Raw genomic sequence first — 14,552 nt, 5'->3', positions numbered from 1 at the left:
GGGAGGTTATCATGTGGTTGAAATAAATATTGTAAATAGGAAAATTGGAAGTGCACATCCACCGTTTGTGATTGCTGAGATGTCAGGAAATCATAATCAATCTTTAGAGCGAGCATTAGAAATAGTGGAAGCTGCTGCAAAAACAGGAGCTCATGCACTTAAAATTCAAACATATACGGCAGACACTATGACATTGAATATTGAAAGTCCTGATTTTCAAATTAATGATGAGAATAGTTTATGGAATGGTCAAAATTTATATCAGCTCTATCAGCAAGCTTATACACCTTGGGAATGGCATAAGCCGATTTTTGACAGGGCACGTGAACTTGGGATGATCCCATTCAGTACGCCATTCGATGAAACAGCTGTCGATTTTCTTGAAGAGCTGGATGTCCAACTTTATAAGATTGCTTCATTTGAAAATAATGATATTCCTTTGATTAGAAAAGTTGCAGCAACAGGAAAACCGATGATTATTTCAACGGGGATGGCAACGGTTGCGGAACTGGATGAAACAGTACGTGTAGCACGAGAAGCTGGATGTAAAGATTTAATTTTACTGAAATGTACAAGCACTTATCCTGCAACAGCTGATAACACGAATATCTCAACGATTCCACATATGCTTGAATTATTTGATGTGCAGGTAGGGTTATCCGATCATACGATGGGGACTGGCGTTGCGGTTGCAAGCGTTGCATTGGGCGCGACGGTCATTGAGAAGCATTTTACATTATCACGTGCGGATGGTGGTGTGGATTCAGCGTTTTCAATGGAGCCTGATGAGATGGGTGCCCTTGTATTAGAAACAGAACGGGCATGGCAGGCGGTTGGGAATGTTACATATGGTCCGACTGAGGTGGAAAAAGCATCACTGAAATTTAGGCGATCAATTTATGTGGCAAAGGATATGAAGGTTGGTGAAGTGTTAACGAAGGATAATATTAAAGTCATCCGTCCAGGACATGGGCTGGCACCTAAGCATTTAGAGCTGATATTAGGAAAAACCATTAAAGCAGATGCAGCAAAGGGGACTCCTTTGAGTTGGGAGCTATTGCTATGAAAAAAAGAGAGACATTTCTATCCTATGGTCAACAAACCATTAACGAGGATGATATCGCGGCGGTCGTGGAAACATTACGGTCGCCTTTTTTAACACAAGGACCTAAAGTGGAAGAGTTTGAACAAGCTGTTGCAGGCTATGTAGGAGCAAAGTATGCAGTTGCCTTTTCCAATGGAACTACGGCATTACACGGGGCTTGCTATGCTGCGGGAATTAGTGAAGGGGATGAAGTGATTACAACGCCCATTACGTTTGTAGCGACATCAAATGCGGTGTTATATTGCGGTGGCACGCCAGTTTTTGCAGATATTAATGAGCAAACATATAATATTGATCCACTAGAAATAGAGAAGCAAATAACATCTAAAACAAAAGCGATTATGCCAGTGGATTTTACGGGGCAACCGGTTAATCTTGATGCTATCATGGAAATTGCTAGTCGCCATAATTTAATTGTTATTGAAGATGGGGCTCATTCACTGGGGGCCAATTATAAAGATCGTAAAATTGGGTCACAGGCTGATATGGTGATGTTTAGTTTTCACCCAGTAAAACCGATTACGACAGGTGAAGGCGGAATTATTACTACTAATTCAGAAGTGTTTTATGAAAAACTAAAATTGTTCCGTAGTCATGGTATTAGTAAGACACCTTATGCCATTGAGCAGGGGGATTGGTATTACGAAATGACTGAGTTAGGGACTAATTATCGCATGTGTGATATCCAGGCGGCACTAGGCGTGTCCCAGATGCATAAAATTGATGGATTTATTGAACGGCGTCGTGAAATTGCGGCTTTGTATAATGAGAAGCTAGCAACGATTCCAGGTATTATTTTGCCAGAGCAATTGGAAGAAACAGAATCAGGTTGGCATTTGTATATGATCCAATTGGATAGTCAATTGCTTAAAAAGTCTCGCAAGGAAATTTTTCATGAAATGCGTGAACAAAATATTGGTGTCCATGTTCATTATATACCTGTGTATTGGCAGCCTTATTATCGGGAATTGGGTTATGGAAAAGGGCTTTGTCCGGTTGCAGAGAAATGGTATGAACAGGCATTGACTTTGCCGGTTTATCCGGGGATGACGGATGAGGATGTGGAGGATGTTGTAGGGGCATTGTGGGCTGTAGTTAGGTAATTAATCAATATGGTAGTTTGAGGAGAGATTGATATGGAAAAATTGTCGATGTTAAACCGAATCAAAGAAATATACGATAAGAATGAAAATATGATTGCCTATTTGAAGAAAATATATAACAACAAAGAAAATAGTTTGGAAGATATTTTAATTAGCTACGATTTCCAGGCAGGGGCTTATACGAAGGGCTATAAAAATAATCCAGCGAATAAAGATTTATACTGCAGTTATTTAGCAGAGATTATTAATGATATTGGCGAATATACTTCAATTCTTGAAGTAGGTGTCGGGGAGGCAACGACTTTTGCAGTGATGCTGTCAAAGTTAAATCGCCTACCTGAAAAGTCTTATGGATTTGATATTTCATGGTCTAGAATTAAATATGCAAGGAAGTTCATTGACGAATTAGGCATAAAGGATACTGAACTATTTACAGGAGATCTATTTAATATGCCTTTAAAAGACAACTCGATTGATATCGTTTATACATCTCACTCAGTCGAACCGAACGGTGGACGCGAGGAAGAAGCGTTACAAGAATTATACCGTGTAGCAAATAAATACTTGATCTTGTTAGAGCCAGCTTATGAATTAGCAAATGATGAGGCAAGAACTCGTATGAAAGAGCACGGTTATGTTACGAACTTATTTCAAACGGCTCAAAATCTTGGATATGACATTATTGAACATAAGTTATTCGGTATAAGTACGAATCCTTTGAATCCAACTGGTGTGATGATTATAAAAAAAGCGGGTACTCACGATGTAATCAATCCGATTTGCTGTCCAGTGACGAAAACTGATTTTATCATAAAGAATAATACGTATTACTCTCCAGAAAGTTTGCTTGCGTATCCTGTTATTGAAGAAGTTCCTTGTTTGCTCGCGCAGAATGCTGTTGTTGCTACTAAGTTTATGGATTAAATACTGTGAAATCCAAGGTGTATGATAATCCCCGCTGAAGATTTGTTAAAACTGATAAACTTTTAATTGCTTTGACAAATAAAGTGCTATAGTCAAATGAAATTTATAGACATACAGGGTTATCAGTGTATAAAGATGGGTATTTTTTGTTAGGTCTACGATCGATTATGCAATAGAAGTAATCAAGTATAAGTTTTCGTGTCGAGTCAAAAACTATATCAATAGGGGGCATAAATTTAGTGAACCAATCTTACCTTAAACAAACCTCAGTTTTCATTTCAGATAACCTCTCTTTGCGTAAACCCCAAAGGGAGGCACATAAACGATTGGTATCTTCTATTGAAAAAGATGACTCTACACATAAAATTATCGTCCTCCCGACAGGTGCTGGAAAGACGGGGGTCATGGGGATAACACCATTTGGAATTAGCGATGGTAGAGTGCTGATAATAACTCCAAGTCTTGTTGCAAAAACGGTATTTCCGAACAGTCCGCCCCTATATTTCGCAGGAGGATTATTATGAAGCCGTCATTACTCAAAAAAAGCAAGATTATGAGGAGCTTAAGGGGTATCAGCAAACAACCAAATGTTTAATGCGATATTTGACGGTGGCCCTTGATGATACAGATAGTCATTCTTGGATAGGTTACACTTAGTTGGACAATTAAATTAAGGGCTAGTAGAATAATACACAAGAAGTGAGGAGATCTACTATGTCCGTAAAAAGAAGAACGTTTTCTACAGATTTCAAAAAACAAGTGGTAGCCCTATATGAAAACGGAAAAAGCCGACAAGATATTGTCAAAGAATATGAATTAACCGCATCTGCTCTTGATAGGTGGATTACACAATTTAGGCAGTCTGGTTCTTTCTTAGAGAAAGATAATCAATCTCCGGAGGAACAGGAATTGATTGCCTTACGGAAGAGAAATAAGCAACTAGAAATGGAAGTAGATATTTTAAAGCAAGCAGCGCTGATCATGGGACGAAAATAGATGTGATTCAACAAAACCGTCACAACTATTCGGTATCAGCAATGTGCAAAGTCCTAAAAATTGCGCGTAGCACCTTCTATTATGACACTGAAGTATCCGCTCAAAAAGAACAAGTAAAGCAGGAAGAAGAACGCGTATTAAAAGAAAAGATCGCTAAGGTTTTCAATGAAAACCGACACGTTTATGGTACTCGGAAACTAAAAATAGAACTAGATAAAGAGACAGAAGGCCTTACAATCTCGAGACGCCGAATTGGAAGATTGATGAGCGAACTTGGACTTCAATCAAAATACACCAAACCTTCCTATAAACCAATGGCGACAAGACCAAATGAAGAATCTGTTCGAAACGTATTAAATCGAGAATTTGAAGTGGACAAAGAGATGTCCGTGTTAGTAAGCGACTTAACATACGTAAAAGTAGGATACCGCTGGAGTTACGTTTGTTTCTTAATCGATCTATACAATCGTGAAATTGTAGGGTGGAGCGTCGGAGCACAAAAAGACGCTGCTCTTGTTCAGCGTGCCTTCGATTCCGTTAAATCCCCATTGGGAAATGTGAACTTATTTCATACAGATCGTGGTTCTGAATTTAAAAACGTTGGTATTGATGAATTATTAAGTGGATACAAAATTAAAAGATCACTTAGCCATAAGGGGAATCCTTATGATAATGCGGTGGCAGAGGCAACATTTAAGATTTTAAAAACAGAATTAATCAACGGAACGCACTACCAAACCCTTGACCAGCTGTCTCTTGAACTATTCGATTATGTCAATTGGTACAATAATATCCGTACGCACAGTAAATTAGGCTACCTAAGTCCAGTTGCTTATAAAAAAATAGCCCTTAATAATATCGTTTGATTTAGTGTTGACATACCATTATACAGATGATGTCGTAATTAACCAAGATATACAGAATATACAGGAATATTTTTCAGAAACCTTTAATAAATTGAAAGTCAAGATAAGAAGTTCTATTACTAATCGTAATTTGCCATATCGATGTACGGAAGGATTTGCTCTAAGTTATTATCATGAAATTCTTGGACAAGAAGCAAGAAAGGGAAAGTATCAGGATATCGTATTTTCAGATCGTTTAGTGGCAGAATCAATTGATAAAATTAAACGTTATTTAGAAGAAATCAATATTCCAACGAATCAGTTTGTAGTGGTACCTATACCTTCGAATCGTCGACCTGGACTAGTATCATCATTTGCGGAAAAGGTAGCGCGAGGAATCGGGGCAGGGTATGTCGAGATACTTGCCAAAAAAATGAACGAACCAGAGCAAAAAACAATGATAAATAGTAGATTACAAGAACAAAATGTCAGAGATTATTTATATATTCAACAAGATCCGCTTATTGAGTTGTCTAATTACCATATATTATTGGTTGATGACTTTGTTGATTCAGGGTGGACTTTTGCGGTAGCCGCAGATATAATAGGTAGCCGTTATCAGTGCCTATCTATCATCCCATTTGCCCTATCTATCATCCCATTTGCCCTATCCATAACAGGCAAGTGATCAATGAAAGGAGAAGGGTGTTCATGAAGTTTAATGAAAACCAAATCGCTACTTACTTATTATGTGCACAATTACCGAAAACAAAAACTATTCCTCTGACTATCATAGAATGGAATACACTTGTTTTGGGGCTTACAAAAAATAAACTTGAACCACAAATCGTCACAACGATTACATCAAGTGAACTATCTCATATATTAATAGAGGCTAAACCAGTCCAAAGAACTAATATAATAAAAAAGATAGAGGCCAGAAGACAATTAGGGTTGTCAATGTTCGAAATGGAAAATGTGATAAATCAAGGTGTGAAAATTCTATTTCGAAGCCATATGCCAAAAAGCTTAAAAAGATTGACTTCAAAATATTTGCCTCCATTCTTCTACTGTACCGGGGATTTATCTATTTTTGAATATCCAATTCTTGGCGTGGTTGGAGCGAGGAATGCAACTGAAGAAGAGCTAAAAGCTACTATAAAGATTGGTGAAGATGCCGCGGCCCAGGGCGTTGTTATAGCATCAGGTGGTGCGAGAGGAATTGATTCTTCAGCCGTAGAAGCGTACTTGCGTCAAGGTGGAAAGGCAATTGTATTCCCTGCGGATGGTCTTCAAAAATGGTTGAAAAAGAAAGAAATACGAAACTTTATTGAAAGCGAACAATTACTTCTACTTTCCGCACAACGAATTGAAGCGCCATTCTCGGGAGCATATGCAATGCAACGTAATAAATATATACATGTGTCTGGTCATGCGGTATTGGTGGCCTCATCCAGTATTTCAAGAAAAGAAAAGAGAAGCGGGACATGGGAAGGTGTAATTGAAAATGTTCAGGGGAATTGGACACCTATATTTACAATTGGTCAAAGTGAAGGCGTTCAGAAACTAATTAGTGAAGAAAAAGCGCAGGCTTTTGAGTCGATAGTTACATTTCTAAATAGCTGTAATGAGAAAGAAGTAGTGAATTATGACTTTGAAGAGCATTGTGAGCAGCTAATTTTTAATGCATTAAAAAATAATATTGAACCTGGTTATATAAAGAAATATGTGGAACAGCTTATAGAAAAGTCTGTTTCCTCTTCAACGATAGGACAAAATAATAAAACCAAAGAGATGGAGCAACTACGCCTTTTATAACGAATTCCATAATCACTATTTTAAAAAATATGTGGGTCAATCTAATGGTGAGTCCTAAATATAATATTGATGCCTGTTACCATTTTTCGAATAGAAAACAGAACCGGAAATCCATTGCCAAATATCGGCGGGTTTCTGGTGTTTTTTTATTTGATCAAACAATTTAGGCTTTAATTATTTATAAGAAAATTGGCAGGCATACGTAAGGGAAATAAAGCAGTAGTGAGAGGTGAACTATTTACTACGCGGCCAAGTAAATTCGTGACTTTTAAAAGAGTATAGTGGGCTCTCCCGACAGAACCAATGAAAAGTATCGGTGATGGGTGCCAGGTTGTGACACAATTACTTACAAAAGAATAATTAACTTGAACATAATCTTTAATCCTAGCCACATTCATATCACTAGGGAGCTAAAATTTAGTTGAAATAGACGTGATATGGATTTCCAAGACTAAACTGAACAAAAGTTATATGGTCTGTATTCCATACCATATACGTCAACTTAAGCTTTTGGCAAGCTTCATTTTCTAATTTTGTTTCAATAGAAAGTTAAAAAGTTATTGAAGCAGGTTTCATTTTAAGTGAATATGGGGATAACATTTACAAACATTCTAATTGAAGGCACGTTTAATAAGCCTCATTTCATCCCTTTTTAAAACAGTGTGTGTTTGTTTTTTCTATTGGCCAGCGAATTGGAGTGTGTTTTTTCGACCAATCCTGGCCAACATTTTGATTAGATTATTGATTGTCTCGTGCCAATCCAAGGCATCTCTTGCTTGACAAATCTTCCACATCCTCTTGCTTACTTCCCTCATTGCGATTTGTTCGCTAAGAATGATCTTTTTTTCTTCCCAAAAATAGATTCGAAGCTGATAAGTAATCAACATACTAAGGAGTAATAGAATCAATTCCGCATAAAAGTGGCACCCCCATCTTTCCAGTTTCATTTCTCGATAATAATCTACACCCATATCTGTTTTCCATGACTTGAAAACAAGCTCAATCTGCCAACGATAGCGATATAATTCGGCAATTTCTTCCACTGGGACTTCAGACGAAATATTTGTAACGTACGTAGATATACTTGATAGATCATGTGACTTTTGCTTAATCTTTCCTGGCTTTGTTTGTTTACGCCTTTTAATACGTTCTTTTTGCCGCTTTTGTTCCTCGTGAGTCATTCGATAAACCGCTAAACGAGTCGGAAAACGCTCATGTTTTCCTAAGTATACTCTAGGATATTCACGAGTTTCTCCTCGCTTCATCGTTTTCAATTCTTCTTCAAGATAAAGCCTTTCATGGGCATATTTTTTCATAATCTCCCCATTTTTATGGTAGCGTGGATTCGGATGATCTACATAGAACATTGTATCTGACCTGCCGCGCGACACATAAAAAGCTTCTTTTGCGTTCACTTCTTTGAATAAGTCAAATTGGAAATAGCCAAGGTCTTGAAGGATTAAATCATTTTTCTGTACAGTTTCCAATCGTTTCATTCCGGAAGCAGTATCACCAGCTTTTCCAGCTTGAATTTCTACATACATAAATTGTCCCGTAAGATAATCAAATTCCAATTGGCATTTAACACCTGAACCAACAGTGCTCGGATAAACGTGTTGGAAAGCTTGAGGCAGCTTGATTGAGGTGCCATCCAAAATACGAAGGCTCCTAAAATTAATTGTACTTTTGATTTGAGCTTTGTTGAATGATTGTTTAGATTGCCCTTCAAATAAAAGAAGGTAGATTTGTTTTAAAAAAGCGACTATATTTTCATTGATTTTTTTATCAAGTGCTTGTTTAGAGATAACTAAACCTGAATCTTCAAGTATTGAACATAAGCTGGTTAAAGAGTTTTTGGCGATATTCGCTGGCTGACTAAAAAGAAGTTCAAGAAACTTAACAGCTCCCATTTTTCGATTTCTTTGAATGAACTTTGTTTCTAATGCAAGTTTATTAAGGTCAATTGGGAGACAGAATTACAAACAGCTGTTTCAATGCAAAAACAGGATGCTTGCTCTTCATGGTAGATTCCTCCTCACGATTAATAGTATTTATCTATACCATTTTATGAGAAATATTAATCATTTCCCGTTAATTATTTCTTAAGTTGACGTATATGGTCGCCGCTCTCCACTATAATCAACTAGTTCTTACTATAAAAAAGAACTACTTCAGTTGCTTGTTGCAGACAGTCAGGCGTCCAAAATCTATCGTAAATCAAAGAAACGACAGTTATTTTTATTTTTCTTCATAACAATTAACAAAGATGAAATTGTCAATTTAAAACTAAGGGAGTGTGTTGAAAATGATGAAAACTAAATTTGAGGAAATCGCTGATGTTTCAAGGATAGGAAGTGAGAATGCGAAGGAATTCAATGAATTAATGGTCCTTGCGAATGCGGAGAAAATGACACCTTCAAGAGAAGATGTTGAAAAATAAAGGAGGAAAATGAAATGACTAAAAAATATCAAGATGATGGGCATGCACTACACACGGATTTGTATCAAATTAATATGGCGGAAACGTATTGGGAAGATAATATGCACAACAAACGAGCTGTGTTTGAACTCTATTTCCGCAAGTTGCCTTTTGAAACAGGTTACGGTATTTTTGCAGGATTAGAACGAATCATTGAATTTATTCAAGAGTACCGTTTTACGGATAGTGATCTTGCTTATTTACGTGAAGAATTGGGTTATGAAGAAGATTTCCTAGCCTATTTGCAAACGGTGCGCTTTAATGGAACGATTCGAGCAATGAAAGAAGGAGAATTGGTTTTTGCGAATGAACCGATTCTACAAGTCGAAGCAAGTTTGGCAGAGGCTCAGTTGATCAAGACAGCTCTCTTGAATACTGTAAATTACCAAATACTCATTGCGACGAAAGCAGCACGTATCAAACAAGTGGCAGGCGAACAAACGGTAATGGAATTTGGAACGCGACGTGCACATGAGTTTGATGCGGCAGTATCGGGAACAAGAGCAGCGTATATTGCTGGATTTTCCGCAACGAGTAATGTGAGAGCCGATAAGATGTTTGGCATCCCTGTGGCTGGAACACACGCACATTCGATGGTTCAAGCGTATAAAGATGAATACAAAGCATTCCAAAAATACGCTCGTCGTCATAAAGAGTGTACGTTTTTAGTAGATACCTATGATACGCTGCGGTCTGGTGTGCCGATTGCGATTCAAGTAGCGAAAGAACTGGGAGATAGCATTCATTTTAACGCGATTCGTTTAGACAGTGGAGACTTGGCTTATTTATCAAAAGAAGCTCGAAAAATGTTGGATAAAGCAGGATTTAGAAAAACGAAAATCATTGCTTCAAACTACTTGGATGAAAAAACCATTATGAACTTGAAGGCTCAAGGAGCGAAAATTGATGCGTGGGGTGTCGGAACAAAAGTGATTACTGCATTTGACCAACCTGCTCTGGGTGCTGTTTATAAATTGGTGGCGATTGAGGATGATAACGGGAATATGGTTGACACCATTAAAATATCTGGAAATCCAGAGAAAGTAACAACGCCTGGATTGAAAAGAGTGTATAGTATTGTGAATACGGTGAATAATCGTGCTGAAGGTGATTATATTGCTATGATGGATGAGAATCCGCAAGCGGAAGAAAAATTAAAAATGTTTCACCCGACTCATACGTTTATCTCGAAGTTTGTGACGAACTTTGAAGCTATCGAATTACACCAGGACATTTTTGTAGGGGGAGAGCTTGTGTATATGTCCCCAACTATACAGGAAATTCAAGCGTATGCTAAAAACAATTTAAACCTCCTGTGGGATGAATATAAGCGTACCTTGAATCCAGAACAGTATCCTGTGGATTTAAGTCAGAAATGTTGGGATAATAAAATGAGAAATATTCGTGAGGAACAAGAAAAAGTACAGGAGCTAAATAGCTGATGAAGAAATACAAAAATTACACGTTGGAGGAATAAATTATGATGAAAAAAACAGAAAAACTAAAAGCACATCTTCAAGAACTAAATCCTGGGAAAGACATCGAGAAAATGTTTGAAAAAGGCATGAAAATAGGTGTTTACGGTTCTTCTTTCGACCCTGTGACCAACGTTCATTTATGGACAGCCTCAACAGTGGCACATCGTAAAAGATTGGACTATGTTATATTTCTACCTTCATCAAACAAACGGTTAGATAAACAAGTACAAACGCAAAACAAGCATCGAGTGGAAATGGTCAAGTTAGCAATTGACAATAATCCTAAATTTATCTTGGATGATTACGAACTGGAAGTATTACCAGGTGATCACTATACGTATTACACAATGGAGTATTTCAAAGAAACGTTCCCTGATGCAGATTTTTATTTCATTATGGGTGCTGATTTGCTGGTGGATATCGGCAAGGGAGAATGGCGATTGGCGGAAGAGTTAATTAGTCGAAATAAATTTATCGTGATGGCTAGAAATGGGATTGATATTCTGAGCACGATTTCAAAATCACCTATTCTGCGTAATCATGATGATGGTAGATTCCAATTGTTAGATAAAGGATTAGCGATGGAAATAAGTTCGACGTATATTCGACAAGAATTTGCAATGGGGGGAGAACCGCAGTATTTATTGCCAGGCTCCTGCTATGAATACATTAAAAATAATGGTCTTTATCAAAAAGTCGTCTACTAAAAATGGAGGAGTAATTTCGCGTAAACGCTGTGCATTGACAAAGTCTCTTAGTATTTTATTCACATGTATGAACTTTTCGTCATTGTGTCATGCACAGATATTGGTTTTAAGGAGGAAACAACATACATGGGTCAAGACCAACAAGAACAGAAGCAACACCTTGAACAACAGCTTCAATGGACCAAGGAACGGGTTTGTATTTTGGATGAGATGAATGTAAAGCTTAATGAAATGAAAAGGATAGCAGAGTACGCTGTAGAACATACACTTTCAGCAATTGAAATTGATAGGTTGAATGGTGAACTGGATACATTGAAGAATGAATTCAGTACTCTGGAACGACAGCTCTATCCTATACTTCACTAGGAGATCAGCTCATTTCTGTGGAAGTATAAAAATGAGTACGCTGTGCACCGCACAAGTGCGAGTTTCCAAGTTCAAACGTAATTCGGAAAACAAATATGTGATGATAAAATCCGTCAAACGCGCCACTCCTCAAACGGATTATATAGAGGTGAATATGTAGTTTATTCTTTGAATGAAAGATATAGCGGCAAAGCCAACCAACAATCACGAGGCCTACTTCATCTTCTACGCTAATCAGGATAACAAAACACGGCCCGGAAATACCAGACCGCGTTTTGATTAAAGATGTCTGAAAAATGCTAGTACACCACTTATTAATCAAATCACTGTGCACTCAAAACCAAAGCTTTACTTTCTTTCTCAAATATACCTGTCAAATGTTCAAGGACCGTTAAATAAACGAGTCCGTTACCTTCAAGCTTTGGCGACAACCCTAATGGAACGGTCCTTTTAATTAGCTGGGCGTAGAGCTCTGGTTCTGAAAGTTCTCGGCCGAAACTGTTGTTGACGAACCCTTTGATGAGGGCAAGCGCTCCGGAAACATGGGGGGCAGCCATTGACGTTCCACTTAATGTTGCAAATTTCCCGTTTAAATAAGTAGAGAGGATCTTTTCACCTGGAGCAACTAAATCGATTTCATTATGAGAGTTGGTAAAATCAGAAGGGCGACGTTCAAGATTTATGGCCCCTACACTAATGACTTCGTTATAATAGCCTGGGAAGGCGAATTCGTCTGTTGAATCGTCGCCGTCACCTTCGTTCCCAGCCGCACAAACTACGAGTATATTATTAGTTACGGCTTTTTGAATCGCTTCATGAAGTTCAGGCAAATCAGTTGGTCCGCCTAGTGACATAGAAATAATATCCACTTTCTGTTCAATAGCATAATTAATACCGTTGATAATCCAACCATATTGCCCTGAGCCTTTTCTATTCAATACCTTTACGATCAGCAAACTCGCTTCAGGAGCTACTCCAACTACGCCTATATCGTTCTGTTGTGCAGCAATCGTTCCGGCAACGTGAGTACCATGACCATTGTAATCGAGGTAAATATCAGGATTGCTTCCATCATCGTCCGTAAAGTTCCGACCGCCTATAATCTGTTCTTGTAAATCGGGGTGTGTACGATCGCATCCTGTATCCAGGATCGCTACCGTGATTCCTTTTCCTTTTGTATCTTTCCAAATTGCGGGTGCTTGAATTAATGCCACACCCGGTGGAACTTCATTGGCCTCATTTACTTGGAAAACCACTTCATATGGGATTACATGTGCAAAATTATCCACTATATACCTCCTCGTATGATTAAAAATCTAGTTAAAAAGAGATTTCACCAGCATTTAGTCACAGTGGCAGTAAAGATAGTAAACTATTTGTTTCTATTAGTAGTGCTTGCTACATACTATAATTAAATGGAACGTACTTAGTGAGTCGTAGCAGGTCCTATATACGTAACCGTAATCTAGTATTAATAACTAAGTACGAAGAAATATAGATTTGGCTATGAGTCTAGCAGAAAGGTATTGCACTTCCGACGGCAATTCATCATAATATAGAAAATGAGACATAGAATAAAAAAGGACTGGGCGTTTTAGCACTCAGTCCTACACTAGTAAACTGTAAGACAAAATCATGATCGACGTTGCGCATCGTACGATGGTGTAACTGGTTGGGCAGAAAAAGTATTTGGCCGAGAAGAAAGAAGTAATTGTCCACACGTCTGCCGATGGGGGGCGATTACTCCTTTCTTGATAAGAAAAAGATAACTGACAACGACACCGACATAAAAGCAATCCATCCACCAGATAGTGTCATGAGTAAACTTAGTATTTCGTATGTTGTCATTGGTTTTCACCTCCTTTCAATTGGAAGTGCTCAACAATCGGTTATGCATTTTCCGTAAATGAACTGAAATCTAGATGCAATTTCTGTAGGGATAAAAAGTTATATGATTAGCCCTACTATTATGTATATGTACAGTCAGTATGTATATGCTTAATTTTTACAAGAAATGACGGAAAGTTTCTGGGGACTAGCCTTCATACTTTGTGAAGGGAAGATTTACCGCGTTTTTTGATAGCTACCAAAATTTCAGTTATATCATTTGAGCGACATAAAGAAAATCTCCGCTTTATATGTAATACCTTTACACTAAGTAAACTTGCTTCCGTAAATGAGTATTGAATATCCATTAAAAACCAAGGATAATTTTAGGTTACCCTCTTGTGCATTATATCACGGACTGATTATTCAGTCTAATCAATAATGAATAGATTAAATAATCGATTCGGAAGCCTTATAAAAGAGGAATTCTCTTTAGCGCATAATCACTAGAGCGGCTGAGATAATAAGAGGGATTTTTCCGTTAGTAGTACATGTTACATATCATGAGTGAATGTTTCTTAACTATTGAGTTGTAGCAAGTCCTAAATACGCATGCTACTGAAAAAAAATGAGTTAAGTTTAATCACAAGTAAATGTCTAGGTATGAAGGTATATAGGTCAACAAATGCGTGTAGGAGTGAGTTATTGCGCTCTATTTGGCAATCTTTATATATATATATAAGAAGTGTTTGAACATTCAGTCCTATAATGGTAGAATAGGAGATGTACTAATGGTCGATATTGCATATCGTTCGACTGTGTAAATAGTTGGATAGAAAATGCCATTTGACCGAGAAGAAAGAGTAATTGTCCACACGTCTGCCGATGGGGGGGCAGTTACTTC

General features: G+C 37.7%; 13 protein-coding genes. 11 read left to right on the top strand and 2 right to left on the bottom strand.

Annotated elements, in window-relative coordinates; translation table 11 throughout:
- Window positions 1-13: 13 nt before the first annotated feature.
- The 7 genes from pseI to MKX62_RS02020 all read left to right on the top strand — a co-directional run bounded on the left by pseI (window position 14) and on the right by MKX62_RS02020 (window position 6,791).
- Window positions 14-1,066 (top strand): pseudaminic acid synthase, encoded by a 1,053-nt coding sequence (gene pseI, locus MKX62_RS02050; RefSeq protein WP_340740526.1) that lies wholly within the window; start codon window positions 14-16, stop codon window positions 1,064-1,066.
- Entirely contained in the window at window positions 1,063-2,208 is a 1,146-nt protein-coding gene (pseC, locus tag MKX62_RS02045; RefSeq protein ID WP_340740525.1) for a UDP-4-amino-4,6-dideoxy-N-acetyl-beta-L-altrosamine transaminase, read from the top strand. Before pseI ends, pseC begins: the two co-directional genes overlap by 4 nt.
- Before the next feature lie 33 nt (window positions 2,209-2,241).
- The gene (locus tag MKX62_RS02040; protein ID WP_340740524.1) at window positions 2,242-3,132 is read left to right on the top strand and encodes a class I SAM-dependent methyltransferase; all 891 of its coding nucleotides are present in this window, start codon (window positions 2,242-2,244) and stop codon (window positions 3,130-3,132) included.
- A gap of 239 nt (window positions 3,133-3,371) precedes the next feature.
- Window positions 3,372-3,656 (top strand): DEAD/DEAH box helicase family protein, encoded by a 285-nt coding sequence (locus tag MKX62_RS02035; RefSeq protein ID WP_340740523.1) that lies wholly within the window; start codon window positions 3,372-3,374, stop codon window positions 3,654-3,656.
- A gap of 190 nt (window positions 3,657-3,846) precedes the next feature.
- Window positions 3,847-4,994 (top strand): IS3 family transposase gene (locus MKX62_RS02030; RefSeq protein WP_340740522.1). Its coding sequence is split into 2 segments (ribosomal slippage): window positions 3,847-4,093 and window positions 4,093-4,994, totalling 1,149 coding nucleotides; the frame shifts between segments, so codons are not numbered across the junction.
- Window positions 4,995-5,085: 91 nt separating this feature from the next.
- Entirely contained in the window at window positions 5,086-5,661 is a 576-nt protein-coding gene (locus MKX62_RS02025) for a phosphoribosyltransferase family protein (protein WP_340740521.1), read from the top strand.
- 23 nt (window positions 5,662-5,684) lie between these two features.
- Window positions 5,685-6,791, top strand: coding sequence for a DNA-processing protein DprA (locus MKX62_RS02020; protein ID WP_340740520.1), 1,107 nt, complete (start codon window positions 5,685-5,687; stop codon window positions 6,789-6,791).
- Window positions 6,792-7,468: 677 nt separating this feature from the next.
- Here the strand turns inward: MKX62_RS02020 and MKX62_RS02015 are convergent.
- Window positions 7,469-8,755, bottom strand: a complete 1,287-nt coding sequence (locus tag MKX62_RS02015; RefSeq protein ID WP_340742531.1) for an IS4 family transposase — start codon at window positions 8,753-8,755, stop codon at window positions 7,469-7,471.
- Between the two features lie 341 nt (window positions 8,756-9,096).
- Here MKX62_RS02015 and MKX62_RS02010 point away from each other — a divergent pair, with 341 nt between their 5' ends.
- The 4 genes from MKX62_RS02010 (at window position 9,097) to MKX62_RS01995 (ending at window position 11,821) form a co-directional block, all read left to right on the top strand.
- Window positions 9,097-9,231, top strand: a complete 135-nt coding sequence (locus MKX62_RS02010; RefSeq protein ID WP_340740519.1) for a hypothetical protein — start codon at window positions 9,097-9,099, stop codon at window positions 9,229-9,231.
- A 14-nt stretch (window positions 9,232-9,245) separates the two neighbouring features.
- Complete coding sequence (locus MKX62_RS02005) at window positions 9,246-10,712, top strand: nicotinate phosphoribosyltransferase (protein WP_340740518.1); 1,467 nt, start codon at window positions 9,246-9,248, stop codon at window positions 10,710-10,712.
- A gap of 107 nt (window positions 10,713-10,819) precedes the next feature.
- The gene (nadD, locus tag MKX62_RS02000; RefSeq protein ID WP_340742530.1) at window positions 10,820-11,455 is read left to right on the top strand and encodes a nicotinate (nicotinamide) nucleotide adenylyltransferase; all 636 of its coding nucleotides are present in this window, start codon (window positions 10,820-10,822) and stop codon (window positions 11,453-11,455) included.
- A 126-nt stretch (window positions 11,456-11,581) separates the two neighbouring features.
- Window positions 11,582-11,821, top strand: a complete 240-nt coding sequence (locus tag MKX62_RS01995) for a hypothetical protein (protein WP_340740517.1) — start codon at window positions 11,582-11,584, stop codon at window positions 11,819-11,821.
- A gap of 323 nt (window positions 11,822-12,144) precedes the next feature.
- Here MKX62_RS01995 and MKX62_RS01990 read toward each other — a convergent pair whose 3' ends face one another.
- On the bottom strand, window positions 12,145-13,110 hold the full coding sequence (locus tag MKX62_RS01990; protein WP_340740516.1) for a S8 family peptidase: 966 nt from the start codon (window positions 13,108-13,110) through the stop codon (window positions 12,145-12,147).
- Between the last annotated feature and the right edge of the window lie 1,442 nt (window positions 13,111-14,552).

The sequence above is a fragment of the Sporosarcina sp. FSL K6-5500 genome, from assembly GCF_038005665.1.
Taxonomy (GTDB): Bacteria; Bacillota; Bacilli; order Bacillales_A; family Planococcaceae; genus Sporosarcina; species Sporosarcina psychrophila.
Note: the sequence above shows the minus strand (reverse complement) of the source record. Positions and strands in the feature narration are given on the sequence as shown.

Bases quoted from the DNA above. Each gene is read 5' to 3' on its own strand.
- pseC (WP_340740525.1), top strand. From the start codon at position 1,063: ATGAAAAAAAGAGAGACATTTCTATCCTATGGTCAACAAACCATTAAC.
- MKX62_RS02040 (WP_340740524.1), top strand. From the start codon at position 2,242: ATGGAAAAATTGTCGATGTTAAACCGAATCAAAGAAATATACGATAAG.
- MKX62_RS02020 (WP_340740520.1), top strand. From the start codon at position 5,685: ATGAAGTTTAATGAAAACCAAATCGCTACTTACTTATTATGTGCACAA.
- MKX62_RS02010 (WP_340740519.1), top strand. From the start codon at position 9,097: ATGATGAAAACTAAATTTGAGGAAATCGCTGATGTTTCAAGGATAGGA.
- MKX62_RS02005 (WP_340740518.1), top strand. From the start codon at position 9,246: ATGACTAAAAAATATCAAGATGATGGGCATGCACTACACACGGATTTG.
- nadD (WP_340742530.1), top strand. From the start codon at position 10,820: ATGTTTGAAAAAGGCATGAAAATAGGTGTTTACGGTTCTTCTTTCGAC.
- MKX62_RS01995 (WP_340740517.1), top strand. From the start codon at position 11,582: ATGGGTCAAGACCAACAAGAACAGAAGCAACACCTTGAACAACAGCTT.